This is a genomic window from Pseudomonas sp. LBUM1672, assembly GCF_059695655.1.
This window is the reverse complement of the sequence record NZ_CP166781.1, coordinates 3,560,743-3,584,492: the sequence shown is the minus strand read 5'-3', so window position 1 is coordinate 3,584,492 and position 23,750 is coordinate 3,560,743. Positions and strand designations below refer to the sequence as shown.

General features: G+C 59.0%; 23 protein-coding genes and 1 pseudogene. 7 read left to right on the top strand and 17 right to left on the bottom strand.

Going from position 1 to position 23,750, the window contains the following annotated elements:
* The 7 genes from ACA053_RS16245 to rfaH all read right to left on the bottom strand — a co-directional run bounded on the left by ACA053_RS16245 (position 1) and on the right by rfaH (position 8,236).
* The gene (locus tag ACA053_RS16245) at positions 1–705 is read right to left on the bottom strand and encodes a WecB/TagA/CpsF family glycosyltransferase (protein WP_497393089.1); all 705 of its coding nucleotides are present in this window, start codon (positions 703–705) and stop codon (positions 1–3) included.
* A 13-nt stretch (positions 706–718) separates the two neighbouring features.
* Entirely contained in the window at positions 719–2,059 is a 1,341-nt protein-coding gene (locus ACA053_RS16240; RefSeq protein WP_497311758.1) for a UDP-glucose dehydrogenase family protein, read from the bottom strand.
* Between the two features lie 46 nt (positions 2,060–2,105).
* Entirely contained in the window at positions 2,106–3,497 is a 1,392-nt protein-coding gene (locus ACA053_RS16235) for an undecaprenyl-phosphate glucose phosphotransferase (RefSeq protein WP_497393088.1), read from the bottom strand.
* A 146-nt stretch (positions 3,498–3,643) separates the two neighbouring features.
* Positions 3,644–5,956: a GumC family protein gene (locus ACA053_RS16230; RefSeq protein WP_497393087.1), complete on the bottom strand. Its 2,313-nt coding sequence runs from the start codon at positions 5,954–5,956 to the stop codon at positions 3,644–3,646.
* 2 nt (positions 5,957–5,958) lie between these two features.
* Positions 5,959–6,492, bottom strand: a complete 534-nt coding sequence (locus ACA053_RS16225; RefSeq protein WP_497393086.1) for a polysaccharide biosynthesis/export family protein — start codon at positions 6,490–6,492, stop codon at positions 5,959–5,961.
* A gap of 12 nt (positions 6,493–6,504) precedes the next feature.
* Positions 6,505–7,665: an outer membrane beta-barrel protein gene (locus ACA053_RS16220; RefSeq protein WP_497393085.1), complete on the bottom strand. Its 1,161-nt coding sequence runs from the start codon at positions 7,663–7,665 to the stop codon at positions 6,505–6,507.
* A gap of 34 nt (positions 7,666–7,699) precedes the next feature.
* Entirely contained in the window at positions 7,700–8,236 is a 537-nt protein-coding gene (gene rfaH / locus ACA053_RS16215; protein ID WP_497393083.1) for a transcription/translation regulatory transformer protein RfaH, read from the bottom strand.
* 612 nt (positions 8,237–8,848) lie between these two features.
* Here rfaH and ACA053_RS16210 point away from each other — a divergent pair.
* Positions 8,849–9,826 (top strand): NAD-dependent epimerase, encoded by a 978-nt coding sequence (locus ACA053_RS16210; RefSeq protein ID WP_497393081.1) that lies wholly within the window; start codon positions 8,849–8,851, stop codon positions 9,824–9,826.
* A gap of 9 nt (positions 9,827–9,835) precedes the next feature.
* On the opposite strand, the pseudogene ACA053_RS16205 reads toward ACA053_RS16210, so the two are convergent.
* Together ACA053_RS16205 and ACA053_RS16200 are read right to left on the bottom strand one after the other, a co-directional pair.
* A pseudogene (locus tag ACA053_RS16205) lies at positions 9,836–9,976 on the bottom strand (bestrophin family protein); the annotation flags it as partial.
* A 181-nt stretch (positions 9,977–10,157) separates the two neighbouring features.
* Complete coding sequence (locus ACA053_RS16200) at positions 10,158–10,946, bottom strand: alpha/beta hydrolase (protein WP_497393080.1); 789 nt, start codon at positions 10,944–10,946, stop codon at positions 10,158–10,160.
* A 100-nt stretch (positions 10,947–11,046) separates the two neighbouring features.
* Between ACA053_RS16200 and ACA053_RS16195 the strand changes: the two genes are divergently transcribed.
* From ACA053_RS16195 to ACA053_RS16185, 3 genes are all read left to right on the top strand, one after another.
* Entirely contained in the window at positions 11,047–12,333 is a 1,287-nt protein-coding gene (locus tag ACA053_RS16195; protein ID WP_497393079.1) for an NTP/NDP exchange transporter, read from the top strand.
* Positions 12,320–13,264 carry an aldo/keto reductase gene (locus ACA053_RS16190; protein WP_497393078.1) on the top strand — a complete coding sequence of 315 codons (945 nt, stop codon included), beginning with the start codon at positions 12,320–12,322 and terminating at the stop codon, positions 13,262–13,264. Before ACA053_RS16195 ends, ACA053_RS16190 begins: the two co-directional genes overlap by 14 nt.
* 161 nt (positions 13,265–13,425) lie before the next feature.
* The gene (locus ACA053_RS16185; protein WP_109632226.1) at positions 13,426–13,797 is read left to right on the top strand and encodes a nuclear transport factor 2 family protein; all 372 of its coding nucleotides are present in this window, start codon (positions 13,426–13,428) and stop codon (positions 13,795–13,797) included.
* A 43-nt stretch (positions 13,798–13,840) separates the two neighbouring features.
* Here ACA053_RS16185 and ACA053_RS16180 read toward each other — a convergent pair whose 3' ends face one another.
* On the bottom strand, positions 13,841–15,232 hold the full coding sequence (locus ACA053_RS16180) for an aldehyde dehydrogenase family protein (RefSeq protein ID WP_497393077.1): 1,392 nt from the start codon (positions 15,230–15,232) through the stop codon (positions 13,841–13,843).
* 102 nt (positions 15,233–15,334) lie between these two features.
* Between ACA053_RS16180 and ptrR the strand changes: the two genes are divergently transcribed.
* Complete coding sequence (gene ptrR / locus ACA053_RS16175; protein WP_497393076.1) at positions 15,335–16,213, top strand: putrescine utilization regulator PtrR; 879 nt, start codon at positions 15,335–15,337, stop codon at positions 16,211–16,213.
* Between the two features lie 170 nt (positions 16,214–16,383).
* On the opposite strand, the gene msrA is transcribed toward ptrR, so the two are convergent.
* From msrA to ACA053_RS16150, 5 genes are all read right to left on the bottom strand, one after another.
* Entirely contained in the window at positions 16,384–16,890 is a 507-nt protein-coding gene (gene msrA, locus ACA053_RS16170) for a peptide-methionine (S)-S-oxide reductase MsrA (protein ID WP_497396180.1), read from the bottom strand.
* Positions 16,891–17,060: 170 nt separating this feature from the next.
* The gene (locus ACA053_RS16165) at positions 17,061–17,513 is read right to left on the bottom strand and encodes an Ohr family peroxiredoxin (RefSeq protein ID WP_109632220.1); all 453 of its coding nucleotides are present in this window, start codon (positions 17,511–17,513) and stop codon (positions 17,061–17,063) included.
* A 109-nt stretch (positions 17,514–17,622) separates the two neighbouring features.
* The gene (locus tag ACA053_RS16160) at positions 17,623–18,075 is read right to left on the bottom strand and encodes an Ohr family peroxiredoxin (RefSeq protein ID WP_497393074.1); all 453 of its coding nucleotides are present in this window, start codon (positions 18,073–18,075) and stop codon (positions 17,623–17,625) included.
* 552 nt (positions 18,076–18,627) lie between these two features.
* On the bottom strand, positions 18,628–19,047 hold the full coding sequence (locus tag ACA053_RS16155) for an organic hydroperoxide resistance protein (RefSeq protein ID WP_497311744.1): 420 nt from the start codon (positions 19,045–19,047) through the stop codon (positions 18,628–18,630).
* 171 nt (positions 19,048–19,218) lie between these two features.
* On the bottom strand, positions 19,219–20,001 hold the full coding sequence (locus tag ACA053_RS16150) for an SDR family NAD(P)-dependent oxidoreductase (protein ID WP_497393072.1): 783 nt from the start codon (positions 19,999–20,001) through the stop codon (positions 19,219–19,221).
* A 206-nt stretch (positions 20,002–20,207) separates the two neighbouring features.
* Between ACA053_RS16150 and ACA053_RS16145 the strand changes: the two genes are divergently transcribed.
* Together ACA053_RS16145 and ACA053_RS16140 are read left to right on the top strand one after the other, a co-directional pair.
* Positions 20,208–20,657 carry a winged helix-turn-helix transcriptional regulator gene (locus tag ACA053_RS16145; protein ID WP_497311743.1) on the top strand — a complete coding sequence of 150 codons (450 nt, stop codon included), beginning with the start codon at positions 20,208–20,210 and terminating at the stop codon, positions 20,655–20,657.
* 145 nt (positions 20,658–20,802) lie between these two features.
* Positions 20,803–21,255 (top strand): cupin domain-containing protein, encoded by a 453-nt coding sequence (locus tag ACA053_RS16140; RefSeq protein ID WP_497393071.1) that lies wholly within the window; start codon positions 20,803–20,805, stop codon positions 21,253–21,255.
* Between the two features lie 50 nt (positions 21,256–21,305).
* On the opposite strand, the gene ACA053_RS16135 is transcribed toward ACA053_RS16140, so the two are convergent.
* Both ACA053_RS16135 and ACA053_RS16130 read right to left on the bottom strand, forming a co-directional pair.
* Positions 21,306–22,433 (bottom strand): DmpA family aminopeptidase, encoded by a 1,128-nt coding sequence (locus tag ACA053_RS16135; RefSeq protein WP_497393070.1) that lies wholly within the window; start codon positions 22,431–22,433, stop codon positions 21,306–21,308.
* 150 nt (positions 22,434–22,583) lie between these two features.
* Entirely contained in the window at positions 22,584–23,687 is a 1,104-nt protein-coding gene (locus ACA053_RS16130) for an extracellular solute-binding protein (RefSeq protein WP_497311740.1), read from the bottom strand.
* Between the last annotated feature and the right edge of the window lie 63 nt (positions 23,688–23,750).

The following is a 23,750-nucleotide window of genomic DNA, read 5'->3' as shown; positions in this document are numbered from 1 at the left end:
TCATTCCCCAACGCTGATGGCGACTTTGCGCTGAACGATCATCGTCAACAGGTGCAAAAAGTTGCTGGGGTAGTCGATGAGGTAGCGTTTGATCGTATGGGGCTCGCGATACATCCGATAAAACGCGCGCATATGCAGGTGATTGATCACCGCCGGGTAGTAAGGCCGCGTGGCCATGGCTTCCTGGCGGATGAACCCGCCACAGGTGAAGGCAACACCGCGAAAACCTGCGCGCAGCGCATCCTGTTCGAACTGTTCCTGCAGCCCGGCACCCAGGCCGACGATCAGGATGTCTGCTTCGCTGCGGCAGATGTCGGCCTGAATGCACCGGGCCTGGGGCGCATCAAAGTAGCCATTGTGATAACCGGCAATGGCCATCCGGGGGTAGAGCCTCTTGATCTTGCCGACAAACAGATCGAGTTCAGCCTGGCGGGCGCCGACGAAATACACGCGCTTGCCCTGTTGCTCGGCGCTGCTGAGCACAGCGTCGGCAATCGACGTGAAATCAAAGCTGACCCGGCCGATCGTCCGGCCGGTCACGCGCGACATGAACGTCGACATCAGCATGCCGTCGCAAAAGTAGGCGACGGTGCCTGGGGCCTGTTCGAAAAGGCAGCCGATAGACGCAAAGTTGATGAAGGAATAAGCCTGATTGGCGTCGAGTAACTTCGGTGAGTAATGCCTGACTATTTGCAACCTGATCATGGCGCGACTCCTTTCAGAGGACCGGGCAGGTCTGGCGACCCACGGAGACGTAGGTAAAGCCGCGTTTGCTCAACCGCTGCGGATCGAACAAGTTGCGTCCGTCAAAAATCAGCGGTTGCTTGAGCTGCCGGCCGAGCAGGTCGAAGTCAGGCGCGCGAAACGATTGCCACTCGGTGACGATGATCAAGGCGTCGGCATTTTTCAGCGCCGCTTCCTTGGTGCCCGCCAGCGTCAAGTCATCGCGCGAGCCATATATGCGCTGGGCCTCTTCCATGGCTTTGGGGTCGAACGCCTGGACGCTGGCGCCGGCGCGCCACAAGGCTTCCATCAACACCCGGCTGGGGGCTTCGCGCATGTCGTCGGTGTTGGGTTTGAAGCTCAGGCCCCACAGGGCAAAGGTCTTGCCGCGGAGTGCGCCGTCGAAGTGATTGAAAATCTTCGTGTACAGGCTGGCTTTCTGTTCGTCGTTGCGCGACTCGACGGCCTTGAGTAACCGAGCGTCGATGTCGACGCTGGCGGCGGCGTGTATCAGCGCCTTGACGTCCTTGGGGAAACACGATCCGCCGTAGCCCACACCCGGATAGATGAATTGATAACCGATGCGCGGATCAGAGCCGATGCCATGCCTGACCATCTCGATATCGGCACCGAGTTTTTCGGCGAGGCTGGCCATTTCGTTCATGAAGCTGATCTTGGTCGCCAACATGCTGTTGGCGGCGTACTTGGTCAGCTCGGCGCTGCGCAGGTCCATGACGATGATCTTTTCGCGGTTGCGATTGAACGGTTCGTACAGTTCCCGCATGACCTCTTCGGCGTGCTGACTGTCGGTGCCGATGATGATCCGGTCCGGGCGCATGCAGTCTTCGACCGCGCAACCTTCCTTGAGAAATTCGGGGTTGGAGACCACGTCGAAGGTCAGGTCGCCGCGGCCGTTGTCGGCCAGCACCTGTTCGATGTGCGCGCGCACCTGGTCGCCGGTCCCGACGGGTACGGTGGATTTATCGACGATGATGTGATGCCGGTCCATGTTCAGCGCGATGGTTTGCGCAACGCTCAGTACATGTTTGAGGTCTGCCGAGCCGTCCTCGTCAGGCGGTGTGCCCACGGCAATCAACAGCACATCACCATGGTGGACGGCGCTGGCAAGGTCGGTGCCGAACTGCAGTCGTCCACTGTGGTAATTGTTGAGGACCAGGCTTTTCAGCCCCGGCTCATAGAGCGGCAGCGTGCCGTCCTTCAGTGCCTGCACCTTGTCGGCGTCGACATCCACACAGAGGACGTTGTGGCCCACTTCCGCCAGCGCGGCGCCTTGGACAAGTCCCACGTAACCAATACCGAATACGCTCACATTCATGATCAAACCTCAGGTCGTCGTGACAGCGATCAACGTTGGGCAGGGGTCAATAGATGTTTTTCGAGAACAAGGTGAAGGGCGTCTTGATGAGGATCTTGATGTCCAGCCACAGCGACCATTGGTTGATGTAGTTGAGGTCCTGGGCGACCCGTAGCTGCATCTTTTCCACCGTTTCGGTTTCGCCCCGATGCCCGGTGATCTGGGCCAACCCGGTAATCCCCGGTTTGAGGCGGTGACGGGCCATGTAGGCGCGGACTTTGCCGGTGTAGTAAATGTTGTGGGTGACGGCATGCGGGCGGGGGCCGACCAGGGCCATTTGCCCGAACAACACGTTGAACAGCTGCGGTAACTCGTCGATGGAACTGCGGCGCAGAAAGCGCCCGAGCGGCGTGACGCGCTCATCGTCACGGGTGGCCTGCTGCACTTCGCGATCGTCGTGGAGGCGCATCGAACGAAACTTCCAGACCTTGATCACTTCGCCATTGCAGCCGTGGCGATTTTGCTTGAACAGCACGGGACCGGCGGAGGTCAGCTTGACGGCGATCGCCACCAGCAAGAGCAACGGACTGAGGGCAACAATGGCCACGGCGGCCAGGCTGCGTTCGAACAGGTCCTTGCAAAACAGGCTGGCGGGGTGCGAGCTGATCAGGCTCTCGTTGAGGTAAATCGCCGGCATTCGCTCGATTTCAGAGATCGAGTGGTTGAGCAGCACCATGCTGCCGAAATCCGGGATCCACACCACGTCGACGTTCATGTCCAGCAGATCGATGTAGAGCGCTTCGATGGTGGCGGCATGCGCCATCGTCAGGACAATGTAGACACGGCGTACGTCCAGGCGAGTGATGATCTCGCGGATCCCGTCGACGTGACCCAGCAGCGGCAGAATGCTCGGTGCCGGGCCGTTGTTATCGGCGGCGGCGATGAACCCCAATACCTGCGCACGGTTCGGCCGGGAGAGCTTTTTCGCGAGTTCGTGGGCGGTCGGGCAAGTGCCGATGATCACCGAGCGACGTTCCTTGAAGATCATTCGCGAGTGCAGTCGGGCGAAATAATGCAAGGGCAGAAAACTCGCCGCCTGGACGAAAAAGCCCAGCACTGCCCAGACCATGATGACCTGGCGCGAGTAAATCGCACTGGTCTGGGTGATGAACGCGATGGCCGCCAGCACCGCCAGCAGGATCAACCAGCCGGCCAATAACCGGCCGAGCCCGACCACCAGGCCATGTCGCTTGTGGTAGACCTGCATCATGCTGTAGATGGGCACCGAACCGAGCACGGTCAGAATCATCAGGATGCGGTATTCGCTGGTCAGACTGCCGACACGCCAATACACCAGGAGCGTCAGCAGCGAGATGGCCAGTGTCATCGCGCACAACCACTGGCCCCAGAACGTCAGGCCTCGGCGATGTGCAACGTGAGCGGTGTACTGCGGAGTCATGGGCTTGACCTCGAGGCAGAGTGGATTCGTCGGCGCTGATGGAGCAGGCAGGCGTGGCTCCCGCAGGCTTTTGAGGAGTCGGCAGAGGTGAAGCAAGGTGTCGTGATGGCAGAAGCGGTGTAACGGCAGGCTGCCGCGCGGGGTAGTTACCGGGGCGCGAAGTCGTAGTTGTAGAACGTTCGGGAATGGTTGTAGCCGTACTTGCGCGCCTTGCGCAGATCGACTTGATTGAGCACTGCGCCAAACACCGGCACGTGGCTTTGTTGCAACATCGAAATGCCTCGCTGCACCTGATTGATCGGCGTGCTGTCGGCCTTGACCACATAGATCACGGCATCCGAATGCCTGGCCAGCAACAGCGCGTCACTGATCATCTCGGCAGGGGGAGAGTCGATGATGATGTGGCGGTAACGCGACTTGAGCACCTCAAGCATGCGCGCCATGCGCGGTGAGCTGAGCAGGTCCTGTGGCGGCGGCTGGCGTGCCGAACTGAGTGGGTCCGCAGGAGACGGCAGGCGCGGTGCGGTGAACAGATCCTGCGATACAGGCGCCATCCTCCCGGCTGGCAGCATGTCCAGATTGCCCACCGAAACGATGCAGTCTTCGAGCCGGGCAGTGCCTGCGATCACATTCGCCAGTCCCGGGCTGTCAGGCGGAAAGTCGAAGTTCAGCGACAGGGTTGGCTGACGCATGTCGGCATCGATCAGCAGCACACGCTCCAGGGGTGTGAGTGAGCTGGCCAGGTTGTTGGCAATCGTGCTTTTGCCTTCACCGGCGACGGTCGAGGTGACCAGCACCACCTGCGATGGCATGTCACTGCTCTGCAACATCAGCCAGGTGCGCAGGTTGCGAATGGTCTCGGAGAAGCGCGGATTTTCATTGTCTTCGAACAACCGCGCCAGTTGCCGACGGCTTTTCTTCATGACCAGGGGAACGACGCTGAGCAGCGGAATGTTCAGCGTGCTTTCAATCGACTCATCGGTCTTGAAGGTGTTGCTCAGTTTGTCCATGAGCAACGCCAGCGCCATGCCGATTACCGTCGCGATCAACCCGACGATCCCCACAATCAATGTTTTACGGGGCTTGCTCGCTTCGACAGGCACAATGGCCGGATCGACGATGCGCACTTTGGTGGAGTCCATGTCGGCGGTGGCGGCGGTTTCCTTCAAGCGGGTGACGAAGGTTTCATACAGGGCGCGCGTGCTGTCGACTTCACGCTGGAACTCGCGCAGCTGGAATTCCTTGCGGGCAATGTCCTGGATTTGCGCCTTGTTACTGTTGAAGGATTGGCGGAGCGAGGCTTCACTGGCCGAGGCCAGCTGGAATTGGCGTTCGATCCCGGCGACCACTTGCTGAACCTGCAACTGCAGGCTGGTGGTCGCGGCGCGCAATTCCGATTGCGCGGAAATCAGGCTAGGGTGTTTCGACCCGTAGCGTCCCGCCAACTCATCGACCTTGGCTTGTGCCTTGGCCCGGTCCGCCTGGAATTGCTGGACCAACGGGTTACTCAAGACCGCCGGCACACTGGAGAGCCGGCTCAAGTCGCCGCTGCTTAGGGCCTTCGCCTGGCGGTATTCGCTCTCGGCTTCAGCACGGTTGCGACGGGCGTCGACCATACGATTGCCGGTCATTTCCAGTTCGTTGGCGCTGATGGTTGCGACCCCGCCAACGTCGACCAGGCCTTGTTCTTCCCGGTATCCCTGAAGCTTTTTCTCGGCGGCGCGCAAGTTATCACGCAGCTTGACCAGTCGTGTGTTCATCCACGCCGTGGTGGTCTGCGAGGACTTCTCGCTGGTGTCCAGTTGGCTGTCGGTAAAGCCCTGAGCCAGGGCGTTGGCCACCGCCGCCGCCAGAACCGGGTCCGGCAATTCGACTTCGATTTCCAGCAGTTGGCTCTTGCCGACGAACTTGACGCTGGTGTGCAGCATGAGGTTCTGCGTGACCTGATTGAAGACATCTTCCTCGCTGGGCACGTCTTTCACCGGCATCAACGTGCCCAGTCCTGGCAGCCATTGGTCAAGTTCGAGGTCCGCCAGCCATTTGCGCGGCGTGAACCACGGCTTCGGTTGCTGGCGCGGGTCGGTGACCGGGTGGGTCGTCAGGCCGAGTTTTTTCACCGCGCGTTCGGCAAGGTCTCGCGATTGCAGGAGCGCTTGTTGTGTCTGTAAGTATTCGGTGGCATTGCTGCCTGAATCCTTGACCTGCTGAAAGGACATCAGCGGCGGTGTTTTATCGTTGAACAGCAAGGTGGTGCTGCCGATGTATTGCGGGGTAATGGTCGACACTGCAATGGCCGCCAGTGCACAGCAGAACAGCACAAACCATCCGATGGTCCATTTGGCACGCCAGATCACCCTCCAGATGTTGAGCAGGTCAATGGTGTCCTGATGTTCGCTGTACGGCTGATGCACATGCGTTTGAAGAGGACGTTCGACGTAGGGGCTAGGGCTGTTGTCCATGGTCAGAAAAACCCTTGTGCAATGGAAATGGTATCGCCGGGGGCAATCGTTGTACTTCGGGTGACTTCGTCGGTGAGTGTGGTGCCGCCATCACCGCGCACGATGGTCACGCGTTTGATCGACGCCCGTTCGGTCAAGCCACCGCCCAGAGCAATGGCTTTTTCCAGGGTTAGCCCAGGTATGAAGGGATAATTGCCGGGTTTTTTGACTTCGCCGTTGATGTAGAAGGGACGGTATTCGATCTGGCTCAAGCTGACTTTCGGGTCGATCAGATACCCTTGTTTCAGTCCGTCGACGATGATTTTTTCGACTTGGCCGGGGGTCAGTCCCTTCGCGGAAATCTCACCCAGAAAAGGGTAGGAAAAGGTGCCGGCATCGCTAAGGCGGATCTTCTTCAGGCTCAACTCCGGCTCGCCAAACACGATGATGCGCAAGACATCACCAGCGGCCAGTTTGTACTGGGTGCCGGGGTCAGCTGCATACGTATTGGGCAGGACCGCCAGTGCGAACAACAAGCCAAGTGTGTGTGCGTTCATGGCGAAACCCTCTTAGAGGCTTACGTTGAAGCTGATCTGAACCACATTGCGGGTAAAACTTTCGTTGTCGGCATCGGAGTCGTTATCGCGGAACCGATAGCCGAGTTCGATATCCAGCCACCGGCGCATCGCATAGATCACGGCCAGGTTGTAGTCCTGCAGATCGTCCGTGCGGCTTTGGCCCTCGTAGACATAACGACCGAATCCGGCTTGTGCCACCGTGGTGATCCGTTCGGTCCAGCCATGGCGCCAACCCACCTGAGTGAAGGTCGACTTGACGGCATCGGCGCCATCGTCGCCCTCGGCGAGGGCCTGACGGGCCACGAAGGTGAATGTTGAATAAGTGCGTGGTTTCCATTGCAAGTCCACTTGCCAGGTGGGGTTATCGAGGTCTTTGGATTCGCTGCTGTCGAAGTCCTTTTTCTCATAGCCGACACGGACTTTACCGGTGGTCTTTGCGGTGATGTCCCAGACGGCACCGGCGAGAACCGCGTTGGATTTACTGCTGCGCGGGCTGTCAGGCTGCTGGTAATCAAAGTTGGTGTGGTCGTATTCGAGCAGGCCACGGGTATTGCTGCCGATGCGGTGATACCAGGTGGTGGTCAGGCCTGCGGTATTGCGCTCTTTGTCGTCATTGATGCCATCGGCATTGTCGTAGCGAAGCTCCGCGTAACTGGCGCCGAAATCGATCTGATTGTCAGCACTCTTGGCGCCGTAGGTGTAGAGGCCATTCACCCGTTTGTTATTGAGCTTGTCATTGACGCCCTCGACCGCCGTCGATTCGGTACGCTCATATTTACGGTATTCGGCTTCGAGTTTCAGACGGTGCCGGTCGGTGAATTCCATGACGCTGTCCGCCCGCACCCGTTGAGCGGTATACGAGGCATCCGACTCGTCATGGTAAATGTAGCGGGCAGGCTGCCAGATCAGCCGGGTGGCGCTGTTGCGATCTTCCGCCTTGAGCTCAAAGTTGGGCACCAGCTTGGTGATCATGGAGGATTGCTTGTTGTTCTCCACCTCCCGGAAGTTATCATCATGGCTTTCTGAAACCAGAAAGGTGGGGGTGAAATCGAACCCGTAAACATCAATAGGCGCCGGATCAATACTCCAGGCCATTCCAGGGTAGAGAGAGGCCATGATCAGTGCAAAAGGGCAACGTGAGTTCAAGGCCATGTCATGGCTCCTGGAAAACATGAGAGTCAGAGAGTTAGAGCGTGGCGTGGGATGAGGCTTGCTGACGTTCAAGGTCACTTAATGGCAAGCAGATAGTCTGTTCCCGATTAAGAAACTGCATCAGGATCATGACGCGCTCAGAGCCATGGGGAGCTATGAATACACCTTCGAGCGTCGACAGCGGACCACGGATGATTTGCAGGTGTTCGCCGGGCGTCAGGGGTGGGGCGTCGGAGGATTCTGCCGATTCGCAACAACGCGCACGAAGATGCTCGATGACGTGTTCGGTCACCGTCGCAGGGCCATGATTGAATTCGACAATACGGCTGACGCCGCGCGTGGAGCGTATGGGCGCCCAGTTATCGTTACCGCCAAGATGGATAAACAGATACCCGGGGAAGAGGGACTCGCGTACGTGGTGTCGTTTGCCGCGAAGGATGCGTTCGCTCAACAGTTGTGGGTGGAACACGACATAGTTTTGTTGAAGGAGGTTGATGTGGGCGCGTTCATCCTGGTGAGGCTTGCATTGCAACAGATACCAGTTGGAACGTTCGGAGCTGATGGCTGACATGCTGGTAAACCTCGTGAAATTCGAAAGTTTAGGCAGGCAGGAGGCTCTATTAAGGCCCGAAGAGTATTTAAGCCAAATAGAGAGGTTATTTTTATTAGGTTTGTTAGGGTGTTTCAATAATGAGTCATGACATGTCTCATTGTTGAAACAGTGTGGTAATGATGGTGCGCTATATCTGACAGTGTATCGGGTATAAAGCTTGGGTTGTTTATCGAAGGCAAAGCTACCGCAGGGTCCCTATCAGGGGGCCATCAAAAACAAGGATTTCAGGAGTTATCTGGCGAAGCAGCGCAAACAAGAAAACTGCACTCGTATTCTGTTTCTCCAGACCACGGATAGTTATTGACCAGTCTCGATAATCTGTCAAACGTTCCTTGTCAAAAAATATGCCTTTTGTCCAGTAATGCATTCGGTTGTGGTCAAGTATTTGTTTTTTAAGCTGATTTGTTTTCCGTCAAACGGTTTAAACTTTTTATGATATTTATAGTCTTGCGCTGCGGCGAAGATCGGGAGACTGATCACTCCTTATTGGGTCTTTTAATAGAATCTGGATCCAAGTCTATCGCAACGCTATAACTAATTGCCTGGGCTTGGACAAGCGGGATAACCATCATGACCATTCTTGTGACAGGTGCGGCGGGTTTCATCGGGTATCACACCGTCAAACGATTGTGCCAGGAGGGGCGAGAAGTTGTCGGTATCGACAACCTTAACGATTATTACAGTGTGGAATTGAAACACGCTCGGCTCAAACAGTTGAGCGAGTTGCACGGTTTCCGTTTTCGGACGATGGATATAGTCGATAAGCCGGCGTTAATGGCGTTATTTCAAGACAGTGGGTTCACCGAGGTCGTGCATCTGGCGGCGCAAGCGGGGGTTCGTTATTCGCTGGATAACCCGGATGTGTACGCGCAATCGAATCTGGTGGGCTTCCTGAACGTGCTGGAAGCCTGCCGCCACTATCGGCCTGCGCACCTGATCTATGCGTCGAGCAGTTCGGTGTACGGCGCCAACAACAAGCTCCCGTTCAGCGTCGACGACCCGGTCGATCAACCGGTTTCGCTGTACGCCGCCAGCAAGCGAGCCAATGAGTTGCTTGCCCACAGTTACTGCCATCTCTACGGTCTACGCGCCAGCGGCCTGCGTTTTTTTACCGTGTACGGGCCTTGGGGACGTCCTGACATGGCTCTGTTCACCTTTACCGAAGCGATGCTCGATGGCCGGCCGATCGATATTTACAACCATGGCCAGATGGCGCGCGACTTCACCTATGTTGACGACATTGTCGAAAGTATCGCCCGCTTGCGTTCAAAGCCGCCGGCACCGGACAAGGAAACTGAAGGGGGCAACCGGATTTTCAACATCGGGCGCGGGAAACCGGTCGCGTTACTGGAATTTGTCGAATGCCTGGAAGCGGCGCTGGGCATAAAAGCCCAGCGCAACTATTTGCCGATGCAAAAGGGCGATGTCATCAAGACGTGGGCCGATGTGTCGGCGTTGGCAGACTGGGTCGGCTTCTCGCCCCACATAGAAATAGAAGCAGGTGTGAGGCAATTTGTGACGTGGTATCGCCACTTTTATAAGCGATGAGCCTTGCGCTCACCCCAACACGAAATCCACCGGCTCGAGTGCCGGAGGCAGCTGTGTTTCCCCCAGCGCTGCAAGAATCTCCCGCTCGATCGTGCGCACGATGGCATCGATCGGCAGGTCGTTTTCGTCGCGACCAAATGGATCCTCCAGGGTGTAGCTGCGGCTTTGTGGCGAGGGGATTTATCCCCGTTCGGCTGCGAAGCAGTCGCAGTCCAGCCTCACGCGATTTTCCAGATAAAACTCGGTGCCTGGTTTGGGACTGCTGCGCAGTCCAACGGGGATAAATCCCCTCGCCACAAGGTAGTTGCTACAGGTGGCTGAGCTATTTTGTTCACAGGGCTGCGCCCAGCAGCTTGAGGTATTCAGGGCTCTCGGAAATGGAATTGTGGCCCACGCCCGGTATGACCCGCAGCGTGGCCACACCTTTGGCGAAATGCGTGAAGAGCTGCTCGGTGCTGGAGCGCGGTATGACTTCATCGTGCTCCGCCGCGATCAGCAGCGTCGGCATCGTGATGTGCGCCGCGTACTTCCATGATTCAAAGCGCTCCTGCAGCAGCCACTTCACCGGAAACCACGGGAACTGGCGCACGGCGAGGTCTTCCAGGCTGTTGTAAGGCGTGATCAGGATCAGGCTCGAGGCCGGGCGCTGGCTGGCGAGGCGCACGGCGACGCCTGAACCGAGGCTGCGTCCGACCACGGCGATTTGGGAGTGGGAGTTGTAGACCTTGTCGAACAAGGTCATGGCATCGCGCTGGATCGACTCCTCCGAAGGCGAGCCCGAGCTTCCCCCGAAACCTCGATAGTGCAGCAAATAGATCGCATGGTCCGGGAAAGCCTGGGCGAACCCGGGCAGGTTGCGAGAGACGTCCTCGGCATTACCGCCGAAATAGATCAACGCCTTTGGCCCGTCGTGGGGCCTGACCGACACCCTCACCTCGGCATCCTCTACGGTCAGCTTGAGCAGCGATTCGGGCGTTTCGATGGCGCTGGGCTGTGGGAAGTAGATCAGCGCACGCTGAAACACGAACAGCGCCGCACAGAGCGCCAGGTACAACGCGGCGAGGATGACGACGATTAACACCAGGGTTCGTGGCATTCGACTAACTTTAGTGGGCGACATTGACGGCTCTGGGCTGAGGAACCCAATCCACGGGATTGGAGCCAGAGTTTAGTTCATCGGTAGCGGGGCACTCCGAGCCCGGCTACAGAGGAGGGCGCCCATGCCCATCGCTGCACAGTGGCTCAACGTGCAACCCGGCGAAAGAACCGCCCTGATGCTGGGGTTCGCGTTCCATTTCTGCGTGCTGGCCAGTTATTACCTGGTGCGACCGCTGCGCGATGCGTTGGGGCTTGAGGGCGGTGCCGACAAATTGCAGTGGCTGTTCTCGGCGACCTTCGTGGTGATGCTGTTGATGGTGCCGGTGTTTGGCGCATTGGCTTCGCGGCTGCCGGCCACGCGGTTCGTGCCGCTGATCTATCGCGTGATCGCCGCGTCGATGCTGGTGTTTGGTGTGTTGATCGCCAATCACGTCGCGCCGGTGGCCGTCGGGCGGGTGTTTTTCGTCTGGATCAGCATCTACAACCTGTTCATCGTCAGCATTTTCTGGAGCGTGCTGGTCGACCGCTTTTCCAGTGAACAAGGACGACGGCTGTTCGGGTTCATCGCGGCGGGTGGGACCCTGGGCACATTCATCGGGCCGTTGCTGGCCGCGACCATGGCCACGCGCCTGGGCCCGGTGGCGTTGACCGTCGCGGCGGCGGTGTTGCTGGAAATCGCGGTTCGCTGCTATCGGGCGCTGCTGTCCCGGACCCGATCGCAGTCCGGCAGTCGCTTGCGGGATGATCGGCGCATGGGCGGCAGCATGCTGGCCGGGATCACCCTGATTGTGCGCTCGCCCTATCTGCTGGGGCTGGTGTTGTTCATGCTGCTTCACACCAGCGCCGCGACCTTGTTGTATTTCGAACAGGGACGGATTGTGGCGGGTAGCTATGCTGATGTGGCCAGCCGCACGCAATTCTTCGCAGTGGTCGATTTGATCGTGTCGGCGTTGACCTTGATCTTTCAACTGCTGCTGACGGCGCCGTTGATTCGTCTGGTCGGTGTCGGCGGGGCGCTGGTGGCGTTGCCGTTGGCGACCATCGTGGCGTTTACCGCCATGGCCCTGGCGCCCGTGCCCGCCACCGTCGCCCTGGCGCAGGGGCTGCGCCGCGCCGTCGAGTTCGCCATCGTGCGTCCGGCGCGCGAGGTGTTGTGGACCGTGGTGAGCCGCGAGGAAAAGTACAAGGCCAAGAATGTGATCGAAACCCTGGTGTATCGCGGTGGAGATGCCGCTAGTGGCTGGTTGTCGGTGGGTTTGACGGCACTGGGCGCCGGTTTTGGTCTGATAGCGTTGGTGATCGTGCCGTTTGCCGGGCTGTGGGGCTGGTTATGCCTGTGGCTGGCCAGGCACCAGGAACAACGGGCTGACAGCAAAAAGGTGGAAGGGCCATTCCATGAGCCACACTGATGGATACACGCGTCGCCAAATACTCACGCTGGCTGCCGGGGCTTCGGCGGTTTTTACCTTCGGTCCGGCCTTTGCAGAAACCACGCCGTCGAAGGAAACAGGAGGCAAGAACATGCTGACCCGCGCCATTCCTTCCAGCTCCGAGCCATTGCCCATCGTCGGGTTGGGCACTTATCGCGGTTTTGATGTCGCGCCGTCGAGCCCGGCTTACAAACAGCTGCCCGCCGTGCTGCGGGCATTGTTCGAGAAGGGCGGAACGGTGATCGACAGCTCGCCGATGTACGGCCGGGCGGAAGAAACGACCGGTGAATTGCTGTCGATTCACGAGCCGCGCTCGCCGGCCTTCCTCGCTACCAAGGTCTGGACCCGGGGCCGCGAAGAAGGCATCGCGCAGATGGAACAGTCCTTCAAACTGCTGCAAACCGATCGCATCGATCTGATGCAGATCCACAACCTGCTGGACTGGCAAACCCATTTGCCGACCTTGCGCAAATGGAAAGAAGAAGGGCGCATCCGCTACATCGGTATCACCCATTACACGGCCTCGGCGTATGACGAGGTGGAAGCAGTGCTCAAGGCCGAGCCGCTGGATTTCTTGCAGATCAACTATGCGCTGGATGACCGTGGCGTCGAGAAACGCATCCTGCCGTTGTGTCGCGAGCGCGGCGTGGCGGTGATCTGCAATCGACCGTTCGGCGGCGGTGACTTGCTCGCTCGATTGAAGGACAAACCCTTGCCGCGCTGGGCGGCGGACGTGAGGGTCAACAGTTGGGCGCAGCTGGCGCTGAAGTTCTTGCTGTCGCATTCCGCAGTGACCTGCGTGATCCCTGGCACCGGCAATCCGCGCTACATGGCGGACAACGCCGGCGCCGGTTTCGGGCCGATGTTGACCGGTGCGCAGCGTGAGCAGTTGATCGATATCGTCGGCTGAGCGTGTTTGTGGCAATACAAGGCCAGCGGAGGGAAGTAAAACGTCAGCGACATCTTTGAGCTCCTCCAGAAAATTTGCCCTCATCAGCATAGCCGCCGCCCAAGAATGTCCGGGTGCAGTGCTAGACTTTTCAGGTGGGATGAGTCAGTTGGAGGTATGACATGACGGCTCAATCGATGGACAAGGAGCACATCAGCGTTGTGGTGCGCAATTACGTGGAGGGCATGGTTTTCGCGGACGAAGCGTTGCTGCGGCAGGCTTTTCATCCCGCTTGTCGCATCATCGGTCACTTTCAACAAACGCTGGAATGGTTATCGCTGGAGGACTTTATCAGCGCGATCAAGGCTGAAGGCCCGGCAGCGAAAGAGGTCGAACCGTTCTGGCAAACCGTTAGCGTCGACATAACGGGTGATGCCGCCGCCGTGAAAGTCATTGATGACTACGTTGGCATGCGGTTCACGGATTATCTGTCGTTACTGAAAATCAATGAACGCTGGATGATTGTGAACAAGGTGTATTTTTTGAACGAATAGAACTTGGCCCGGGAGTTAAAGACTCCCGGGCTATTGGAGGCTATCAGCGGCGATCCAGCCACACCGTCTGTGCGTTGCAGAACTCACGTACCCCGAAGTGCGACAGCTCTCGACCAAAACCGCTTTTCTTCACGCCGCCAAAGGTGACGCGCGGGTCGCTGGCGCAGTAGCCGTTGATGAACACGCCACCGGTTTCCAGCTCGCCGGCCATCTGCTGGGCACGTTCGACGTTACCGGTGTAGATCGTCGCGGCGAGGCCGAATTCGCTGTCATTGGCCAATTCCAGCGCATGAGCTGCATCGCGCGCGGTGATGATGGAGGCCACCGGGCCAAACAGTTCCTGCTTGAACGAGGTCATCTGGTCGGTGACATCCCCGAACACGGTCAGCTCGTAGAAGTTGCCCGGGCCTTCAGCCTTCTTGCCGCCCAGCAGTAAGGTCGCACCTTCTTCCAAGGTGTCGCGCACCTGTTGATCCAGTTCATCTCGTAGATCAAAGCGAGCCATCGGGCCAACGTAAGTGTCAGCGGCCAGTGGATCGCCGACCACCAGTTTGCGTGTGGCTTCGACGAACTTGCGCGTGAATGCTTCGACGATGCCTTGCTCGACAATCAAGCGTTTCGCGGCTGCACAGACTTGCCCGGTGTTTTGATAACGGCCAATCACGGCGGCTTTGACTGCTTCGTCCAAGTCGGCATCGTTGAGCACGATGAACGGATCCGAACCGCCCAATTCCAGTACGCATTTCTTCAACGCTGCACCGGCCTGCGCGCCGATGGCCATGCCGGCGCGGACGCTGCCGGTGAGGGTCACTGCGGCGATGCGTGGATCAGCGATGGCTGTGGAAACGCCCTCCGGCGTGACGTTGATGACCTCGAACACGCCTTCAGGGAACTCGGCTTGCTTGAAGGCTTCCAGCAGCAGGTAAGCGCTGCCCATCACGTTCGGCGCATGTTTGAGCACGTAGGTGTTGCCGGCAATCAGCGCGGGAACGGCGCCACGCAGGACCTGCCAGATCGGGAAATTCCACGGCATCACCGCGAGAATCGGGCCGAGCGGGCGATACTCGATGCGCGCTTTGCCACCTTCAACCAGCGTCGGTTCGGCGCTGAGCATGGCCGGGCCGTGTTCGGCGTACCATTCGCAGAGCTGCGCACACTTTTCGATTTCACCGCGCGCCTGGGTGATTGGCTTGCCCATCTCCAGGGTGATCATGTTCGCCATCGCTGCCGCGTTGTCGCGCAAAACCCCGGCCAGGGTGATCAACCGTTGCGAGCGTTGCGCAACCGAGGTGCTGCGCCAGACGCGGAACCCGGCAGCGGCACGGGACAGCGCAGCCTGCAGCGCCGAATCGGATTCAAAAGGGTAGTGGCCGATCTGCTCGCCCGTGGCGGGGTTGATCGAAATGGCGTGGGTGAGGCTGGATACGTTGGTCATGGCACCGTCCTGCTAGGGTGGGAATGCGTTCAGGTTAAAGTGGCGTTTGTTTTCTGGAAACTGAATAATGCTGAGCATATCGTTCACGTTTGGAGAATGACTGTGGATCTGGTTCAGCTGGAAATTTTCAAGGCAGTGGCCGAGCACGGCAGCATCAGCGTGGCCGCCCAGCACATCCATCGCGTGCCGTCGAACCTGACGACACGGATCAAGCAGCTGGAGCAGGACCTGGGAGTGGACCTGTTTATCCGCGAGAAAAGCCGCCTGCGCCTGTCGCCTGCCGGCTGGAGTTTTCTCGATTACGCCCGGCGAATTCTCGACCTGGTGCAGGAAGCCCGGGCGACGGTGGCCGGTGAAGAACCCCAGGGCACTTTCGCGCTGGGGTCGCTGGAAAGCACGGCGGCGGTGCGCATTCCCGAGCTGCTGGCCGCCTATAACCAGAAGCACGCCAAGGTCGAGCTGGACCTGTCCACCGGACCGTCCGGGACCATGATCGACGGCGTGCTGTCAGGCCGACTGGCCGCGGCGTTTGTCGATGGCCCGGTGCTGCACCCGGCACTCGAAGGCGTGCCGGCGTTCGAGGAAGAAATGGTGCTGATCGCGCCGCTCAACCATGCCCCGATCCACCGCGCGCGGGAGGTCAACGGCGAAAACATCTATGCCTTCCGCTCCAATTGCTCCTATCGACACCACTTCGAAAGCTGGTTCAGCAAGGACGCGGCGGTGCCCGGCAAAATCTTCGAAATGGAGTCCTATCACGGCATGCTGGCCTGCGTCAGCGCCGGTGCCGGCCTGGCGCTGATGCCGCGCAGCATGCTCGAAAGCATGCCGGGCTGCACCACGGTGAGCGTCTGGCCGTTGTCGCAATCCTTCCGGTATTTGCGCACCTGGCTGGTGTGGCGCAGAGGCACGGTATCGCAGAGTTTGACCATGTTTGTGCGCTTGCTGGAGGAGCGGGGCGTGGTGCAGCCAGAAACCTGAATTCTGGATAGACCCGAAAAATCTGTGGGGGATTCTATGTTGCACAGGACCCCGGCAGCCTTGAATTCGGCTGGCATTCGCTCTGGTTTTTCATCAGGGCGAATGCCACCCGGGTACCCAAACCTGACGCAAAACCTGGGTTGCGTTGCGCGAACCCAGGCCCCGCCGCGTCACGCTCGTTTTGGCAATTTCCAGTTCGGCCGAATGAAGTGGCAGGTGTAACCGGTCGGCAGTCGTTCGAGGTAGTCCTGATGCTCCGGTTCTGCCTCCCAGAACGGCCCGGCGGGTACGATTTCGGTGACTGCCTTGCCGGGCCAGAGCCCGGAGGCATCCACGTCGGCCACAGTGTCTTTCGCCACCGTTTGTTGCTTTTCGTTCATATAAAAAATCGCCGAGCGATAGCTGAGGCCAATGTCGTTACCCTGACGATTGGCTGTCGACGGGTCATGGATCTGGAAGAAAAACTCAAGGATCTCCCGGTAGCTGATGATGGACGGATCAAACACGATCTCGATCGCTTCAGCGTGGGTGCCATGGTTGCGGTAAGTCGCATTCGGTACGTCGCCGCCGGAGTAACCGACGCGAGTCGACAACACGCCTTTTTGTTTCCTTATCAGATCCTGCATGCCCCAGAAGCAGCCACCGGCCAGGATTGCGGTTTCAGTGTGCGTGGTCATCGCTTGCTCCTCAGTGTTGATTGATTTGATCAGGTTGTTGCACAGGGTCTTGATCGACGTCTGCAGTGGCGTGAACTCATTCTGCATCAGACCGGTCGCGCCCGAGAACCTCGTTTCTGCCTTCCGACGGGCCGACGAGCAGGGCAACGTCGAACCCGCCGCGCGGTGCGTCACGCCGTGAGGACGTTCAAGTCTACGTCGATGTTGCCACGGGTCGCCTTCGAGTATGGGCAGATCTGGTCAGCGGTGTGCGCCAGGGTTTTTGCAACATCATCCGGCAGGCCGGGCACGCGCAGGGTCAAGCGAGCTTGAAGGAAGTACTCGGCACCGGTCTGACCGACATCGACTTCGATGTCGACGGACATGTCCGCCGGCAGCACCACGTTCAGGTCATTGGCCACCAGGCCGACAGCGGCGGTGTAGCAGGCCGACCATGCACCGGCGAACAATTGCTCGGCGGCGGGGTGCGGCTGGGTGGCGGCGAACACATGCGCGGGTTGGGCGCTGCCGGGCGACGAGATGGCGATGTCGAGGCTGCCGTTATGGCCGCGCGAGGTGTTGCCGGTGCTGCTGGCGGTGGTGTGGGTTTTGCCGGTGGCCAGTACTTTTTCGATCTTGCTCATGGGTGATTACCTGAATGTTTAATAAGTTTGTTATTCGTATGCGCTTACATCGCATGCGATATGTGTAATGTTTCTAGAATGCCGGTTGATGTCAAAACTTCGCGGTGTTTCAAGCCGTGAGAACGTTCAGGGCCACGTCGATGTTGCCCCGGGTTGCCTTGGAGTACGGGCAGATCTGGTCGGCGGCGTGGGCGATTTCAGTCGCCACAGCTTGATCCAGACCTGGAGCGCGCAGTGTCAGGCGTGCTTGAAGGAAGTAAGCGTCGCCTGTCTGGCCGAGGTCGACTTCGATATCGACGGACAAATCGGATGGAAGCTCAACGTTGCGCTGCTTGGCGGCAAGACCGACGGCGGCGATGTAGCAGGCCGACCAGGCACCGGCAAACAGTTGCTCGGCTTTCGGGTGTGGCTGGGTGCCTTTGAATTCATGGATTGGTTTGTCGCTGCCAGGCGACGTCAGCACGATGTCGAGGGTGCCGTTATGGCCACGCGAAGTGGTGCCGGTGCTGCTCATGGTGGTGTGGGTTTTGCCGGAGGCCAGGACTTTTTCGATCTTGCTCATGGGGTGAATCCTCAAAGGTGCAGTAGGGTTTGATTGTATAACGTATACGTTTGTATCGTATGCGATGCAAATAATACTCGCGCAGTCGCCAATCGAAGTCAATAGGGTAAACGCGTGCTTGGCGACGAATGGTCAGGGTTGGGGGAGGTGGCATTGGCTCCCTGTTCCTGCACACAACGAAAAAGCCCGCACAGGGCGGGCTTCGAAATCGAGTAGGTGGCCAGCGCTGGTCTCTGGCTTACAAGGTTTATCAGGCTTCTGACAGAACAGTTTTGTGCTGTCCTGCTTCACACGGCATAAGGGCTGGACCTCACCTCGGAGCGTCTTTCTAACCGTGTACCCTTAGGAGCGCGCCCTACGCTTCCTCGCTATCCTCTTGCGCATCAGTCTGCGTCTTCACCTACAGAATTCAGAATAGCAAAGCCTGCGAAACGCAAACCGGACTTTTTAGACCGATTTCGTCCTTGGGCAAGGGCGGCAGGATGGATAAATGCTATAGGGAACAAGCCGGTACAGCCTGCCGGGGAAGACAGGCCGAACGCGGTGCCCGGTTTAAACCAGATTGATCTCGACGTCGATGTTGCCACGGGTCGCTTTGGAGTACGGGCAGGTCTGGTGCGCGGCATCCACTAGCGTCCGTGCGACAACCGGGTCGAGGCCCGGAAGGCTGACATTGAGGCGCGCCTGCAGGAAGAAGGCATTGTCGGTCTTGCCCAGATCCACTTCAGCATCAACCGCGACGCCGCTCGGCAAGGTCACTTTCAGCGCGGCAGCCGCTTTACCGATCGCGCCGATGAAGCAGGCCGACCAGCCCGCACCCAGCAGTTGCTCGGGGTTGGTGCCAGCTCCGGAAGAGCCGGGTGGGGAAAGCTTGACGTCCAGACGTCCATCCGAACTCTTCGATTCGCCGTCGCGGCCGCCGGTGGTGTGGGTCTTCCCGGTATAAAGCACGGTGTCGATTTCATTGATCATGACGGGTTCCTGCTAAGTGTTGGGGGCATCACCCGGTATGTCGCCGGTTTAAGGGGCGAACGGATGAGGTCCCCACTTTTTCACTTTTATGTAGTGCCTATATGTCCTGATCAGGTGGTTGTGTATCGCTGTGTAAGATCGCCAGCGAAAATACACACCGATACAAACCCGTTACGCCTGCCAGTTTTTTCGGTGAGCCGGTGCGCCAAGAGGCGAACTGGTTGCACCGCCATCGACGACAATCTCGGCGCCTACGACATTCGAAGAGTCGCTGGAGGCGAGGAACAAGGCGACGGTGGCCACTTCGTCAGCTTCGCCTATGCGACCGAGGGGAATAGTGGTGTTCAGTTTTTCCTCCAGCGCATCCATTCCCACTTTCACCGTGTGCGGGTTCCATACCGGTGTGCGCGCCGCACCGGGGGTAATCTGGTTGACGCGAATGCCACGCGGGGCAAACTCTGCGGCCATCACACGGGTCATGGAACGAACGGCGCCCTTGCTCGCTGCGTACGCACTGTAACCAGGCCATCCCATGACGGCGTGAACCGAGCCGTTCAAAATGATCGAGGCACCTGGGTTGAGGTGCGGTTCGGCTGCCTGCACGGTAAAAAATGTGCCGGTGAGGTTGGTCTGGATGATGTTCTGGAACGTTTCAAATGTGGTGCCGCCAACCGGGGTCTGCCCGGCAATTCCAGCGTTGGCGAACACAATGTCGAGCTTGCCAAATACCGCGACGGTTTCTGCTACGGCGCGCTCGATCTCTTTAACATCGGTCAGGTCCGCCTTGATCGCCAACAGGTTTGGACCCAGCGCTTCCCGGGCTTCATCCAGGGTTTTTTGACTGCGACCGGTGATCGCCACTTTTGCGCCTTCAGCGATGAACAGTTTGGCGGTGGCCAGGCCGAGGCCACTGTTGCCGCCGGTGATGAATGCAGTTTTTCCAGCCAGTTTCATTGGGAATCTCCTACGGTTTTATCATGCAACCATTGAGGGCGAAATCACTGTGCGTCTGACACAGGGTATCGCTCGAAATCGGGTTGTCGGTTTCATAATGAAACCGATGGAAGTGATTTTTACCAGCGTAGGTTGTATTATGCAACCACCTGCCATCTGACTGATTTGCGTCAGCGTTGGCACCTTTTTGTCGGAGGTTCGTTTACGTGAAGCGCAAAAGCTTGCAGGGCAGTCCCTGTCCGGTCGCTCGGTCCCTGGATCTGATTGGCGACTGGTGGTCCTTGTTGATCATTCGTGATGCGCTGTCTGGCACGCGACGCTTCAGTGACTTTCAGAAAAGCCTGAATGTCGCGAAGAACATTCTGAGTGCCCGCCTCAAAGGCCTGGTGGCAGAGGGTGTAATGCGCATGGAACCGGCGACTGACGGGAGCATTTACAAGGAGTATGTGCTGACCGAAAAGGGCAGGGCGTTGCAGACTGTCCTGATTGCCCTGTCCCAGTGGGGTAACGAGTTTTTGTACGAGCCCGGCGAAGCGGGATCCGTCATGGTCGACGCAAAGGATCGTCAGCCAATCCAGAAACTGCAGCTGGTTTCAACGGACGGACGAGCACTCAAGCCAGAAGACATCGTGACCAAGTTCGGCGTACCGCACTGACGTGCGTCCGCGGTTGTATCCGAACGTATCCCCGGCGCCAGTCGTTACCTGGGCATACAAAACCATGCTGTTCTCGACACTTGCGCGATACACCGCGACCTCGTAATGAAGCCACCGCAACCGCGGCATTCATTGGAGAATTGCGATGTCCCGTATCACATCCCGTCACACCGCAGGCCTGCTTGGCATCGCCCTGGCTGCCGCTGTATCACTCAACGCGTTCGCGGCTGAAGAAGCAAAAGCGCCCGCGCAAGCCGCGCCGGCAAAAAGCTGGCAGACCGGCCTTCATCGCACGGACCTGGTGCGCCAGGACCTCGACATTTCCAAGGGTGAGGTCATTCAGGTTCGTGTCGATTTCGATCCGGGCGTCGTATCCCCCAAGCATTCGCACCCCGGCGTGGAAGTCGCCTACGTCATCTCAGGCACGTTTGAGTATCAGCTCGAAGGGCGCGCGCCAGTGACGCTCAAAGCCGGCGACTCCTTGTACATCCCCGCAGGCACCGTGCATGTTGCGAAGAACGTCGGTGACGGCAAAGCCTCGGAGCTGGCGACCTACCTCGTGAAAAAAGACACACCGCTGCTGATCCTTAAAGACTAATCGATAGCCGCCCGATGCACCGCATCGGGCGGCCTCGTTACACCGAGTCTTCAGATCTCGCCTGTTTCCCCTGGCCAACCGGCCTGACGCAAGGCCTTGAGCAGTGTTTTTGCGTCCAGACCCGGCACGGTGTGGCCGTTACCTTCAGTTGTTTCAGCGGCCAGCACGGCGTTGATGATCGCTTCCTCTACCGCTTCAGTCGCGGCCAAAAACAACTCGCTGATGTGGTCGTTGTTGACCATGCTCAGGTTGTCGCAAGTGGACGCACCTTTGCCTTCATAAGCGGCCGGTGGCACGTGTTGGTTGCCCGTGGCGAAAGCGATGAAAATGTCGCCGCTGTGGTCTTCGTTGCCGCCGCCGGTACGGGCGAGCCCGAGGCTGGCGCGTTGTGCGAGGCGCGTGCATTGATGCGGCAGCAGCGGTGCATCGGTTGCCAGGCACACGACGATCGAGCCCATGCCCGGATAGGGCAGCGATGCCCTGAGGAACGGTGAGTCTGCCTGTTCCATATAACGCCCGACCGGATAACCATCGACGCGCAACTCATTGCGAATGCCATGGTTGGCCTGGACGATGGCGCCGACGGTCCAGCCGCCTTGAGCCTTGCTCAATTGGCGCGAGGACGTACCAATGCCCCCCTTGAATTCGTGACAGATCATCCCGCTGCCGCCGCCTACCGCGCCTTCAGTCACTGGTCCGCCGACGGCATTTCGCTGGGCCTCGGCCACATGCTCGGGCTTCACATGAAAACCGTTGATGTCGCTGAGCAGGCCGTCGAAGGTCTCCAACACCACCGGCATGTTCCAGTAAAGTCGCCTGTCATCGGGCTGAGCCTCGCGATCCAAAGCAATCAGCGCATCCCGCACCACGCCCAGGCTGTGGGTGTTGGTGAAGGCGATCGGGCTGGTCAGCAGGCCGGCTTCACGAATCCACTCAAGCCCCGTGGCGTCGCCGTTGCCGTTGAGCACATGGACGCCGGCAAAACACGGTTGCTGATTGGTGGACCCGGCACGCGGTTCGATCAGGGTTACGCCGGTGTGAATGTCGCGGCCACTGGCAGTGCGGCCGCGCACATCGCTGTGGCCGACGCGCACGCCGGGAACATCGGTGATGGCGTTGAGGGGGCCGGGTTGCAGTTGGCCGAACTGGATATTCAAATCGCGGGCACGTGGTTTCATCGTTTCTCTCATCTTCATGGGATCGTTAAGTCCTGTAGGAGCTGTCGAGTGAAACGAGGCTGCGATCTGTTGATCTTGCTTCTGGAAAATCAAAGTCAAAAGATCGCAGCCTCGTTTCACTCGACAGCTCCTACATTGGCCGGTCGTGTTTTATTGGCCGTTCTTCACCTTGCTCCAGATCCGCGTGCGCACTCGCTCGGTGGCCGGCGGCAACGGCTGCAAGGTGAACAACGTGGCCAGTGCTTCAGCCGACGGATAAACCGCCGGGTTGTTGCGGGTCGCTTCGGCCACCAGCGGTGTCGCGCTGCGGTTGCCGTTGGGGTACGACAGGTGATCGCTGACCGGGGCTATGACTTCGGGGCGCATCAGGTAGTCGATGAAGGCCAGGCCTTGCTCCGGATGCGGTGCGTCCTTGAGCAGCACCAGCGTATCGAACCAGACCGGCGCACCTTCCTTCGGCAGGCTGTAGGCAATCTTCACGCCGTTCCTGGCCTGCTCGGCATTGGTCTTGGCTTCGAGCATCGCGCCGGACCAGCCCACCGCCACGCAGATGTTGCCGTTGGCCAGGTCGCTGATGAACTTCGAGGAGTTGAAGTAGGCGATGTGCGGACGCAGCTTGAGCAACAGCGCTTCGGCCTTTTTGTAGTCTTCGGGGTTGGTGCTGTTGGGTGGCAAGCCCAGGTAGTGCAGGGCGACCGGCAACATCTCCGAGGGCGAGTCGAGCATCGCCACGCCGCACTGGCCGAGCTTGGCCAGGTTCTCTTCGTTGAACACCAGGTCCCAGGAATCCACCGGCGCCTTGTCGCCCAGCGCGGCGCGAACCTTGTCGATGTTGTAGCCGATGCCGTTGGTGCCCCACAGGTATGGCACGGCGTACAGGTTGCCCGGGTCGTTGTTGGCCAGTTTTGCCAGCAGCTCGGTGTCCATGTTCTTGAAGTCCGGCAGCTGCGCGCGGGGCAGTGGCGCCAGGGCGCCGGCCTTGATCAGGGTCGGCAGGCTGAAGTTGCTCGCCACCACCACGTCGTATCCGCTGCGGCTGGTCAGCAATTTGCCTTCCAGCACTTCGGCGCTGTCGAAGGTGTCGTAGACCGGCTCGATACCGGTGTCGCGCTTGAAGTCGTGCAGGGTGGTGGGACCGATGTAGTCATACCAGTTGTAGACATGAACCGTGGGCCCCTCGGCAGCCACCGCCGACAGCGAAACGCACAAACAGGCGCTCAGTCCAAGATTGATCTGTTGACGGCGACGACTCATGATGCGGCACTCCTGGCCTGCTGCAGGCCGGTGATGAACAGGTGCTTGCAGCGTATCGGCAGG

Excerpts from the sequence above, each read along its gene's own strand:
- ACA053_RS16245 (WP_497393089.1), bottom strand. The coding sequence starts at position 705 with ATGATCAGGTTGCAAATAGTCAGGCATTACTCACCGAAGTTACTCGAC.
- ACA053_RS16240 (WP_497311758.1), bottom strand. The coding sequence starts at position 2,059 with ATGAATGTGAGCGTATTCGGTATTGGTTACGTGGGACTTGTCCAAGGC.
- ACA053_RS16235 (WP_497393088.1), bottom strand. The coding sequence starts at position 3,497 with ATGACTCCGCAGTACACCGCTCACGTTGCACATCGCCGAGGCCTGACG.
- ACA053_RS16230 (WP_497393087.1), bottom strand. The coding sequence starts at position 5,956 with ATGGACAACAGCCCTAGCCCCTACGTCGAACGTCCTCTTCAAACGCAT.
- ACA053_RS16225 (WP_497393086.1), bottom strand. The coding sequence starts at position 6,492 with ATGAACGCACACACACTTGGCTTGTTGTTCGCACTGGCGGTCCTGCCC.
- ACA053_RS16220 (WP_497393085.1), bottom strand. The coding sequence starts at position 7,665 with ATGGCCTTGAACTCACGTTGCCCTTTTGCACTGATCATGGCCTCTCTC.
- rfaH (WP_497393083.1), bottom strand. The coding sequence starts at position 8,236 with ATGTCAGCCATCAGCTCCGAACGTTCCAACTGGTATCTGTTGCAATGC.
- ACA053_RS16210 (WP_497393081.1), top strand. The coding sequence starts at position 8,849 with ATGACCATTCTTGTGACAGGTGCGGCGGGTTTCATCGGGTATCACACC.
- ACA053_RS16200 (WP_497393080.1), bottom strand. The coding sequence starts at position 10,946 with ATGTCGCCCACTAAAGTTAGTCGAATGCCACGAACCCTGGTGTTAATC.
- ACA053_RS16195 (WP_497393079.1), top strand. The coding sequence starts at position 11,047 with ATGCCCATCGCTGCACAGTGGCTCAACGTGCAACCCGGCGAAAGAACC.
- ACA053_RS16190 (WP_497393078.1), top strand. The coding sequence starts at position 12,320 with ATGAGCCACACTGATGGATACACGCGTCGCCAAATACTCACGCTGGCT.
- ACA053_RS16185 (WP_109632226.1), top strand. The coding sequence starts at position 13,426 with ATGACGGCTCAATCGATGGACAAGGAGCACATCAGCGTTGTGGTGCGC.
- ACA053_RS16180 (WP_497393077.1), bottom strand. The coding sequence starts at position 15,232 with ATGACCAACGTATCCAGCCTCACCCACGCCATTTCGATCAACCCCGCC.
- msrA (WP_497396180.1), bottom strand. The coding sequence starts at position 16,890 with ATGACCACGCACACTGAAACCGCAATCCTGGCCGGTGGCTGCTTCTGG.
- ACA053_RS16165 (WP_109632220.1), bottom strand. The coding sequence starts at position 17,513 with ATGAGCAAGATCGAAAAAGTACTGGCCACCGGCAAAACCCACACCACC.
- ACA053_RS16160 (WP_497393074.1), bottom strand. The coding sequence starts at position 18,075 with ATGAGCAAGATCGAAAAAGTCCTGGCCTCCGGCAAAACCCACACCACC.
- ACA053_RS16155 (WP_497311744.1), bottom strand. The coding sequence starts at position 19,047 with ATGATCAATGAAATCGACACCGTGCTTTATACCGGGAAGACCCACACC.
- ACA053_RS16150 (WP_497393072.1), bottom strand. The coding sequence starts at position 20,001 with ATGAAACTGGCTGGAAAAACTGCATTCATCACCGGCGGCAACAGTGGC.
- ACA053_RS16140 (WP_497393071.1), top strand. The coding sequence starts at position 20,803 with ATGTCCCGTATCACATCCCGTCACACCGCAGGCCTGCTTGGCATCGCC.
- ACA053_RS16135 (WP_497393070.1), bottom strand. The coding sequence starts at position 22,433 with ATGAAACCACGTGCCCGCGATTTGAATATCCAGTTCGGCCAACTGCAA.
- ACA053_RS16130 (WP_497311740.1), bottom strand. The coding sequence starts at position 23,687 with ATGAGTCGTCGCCGTCAACAGATCAATCTTGGACTGAGCGCCTGTTTG.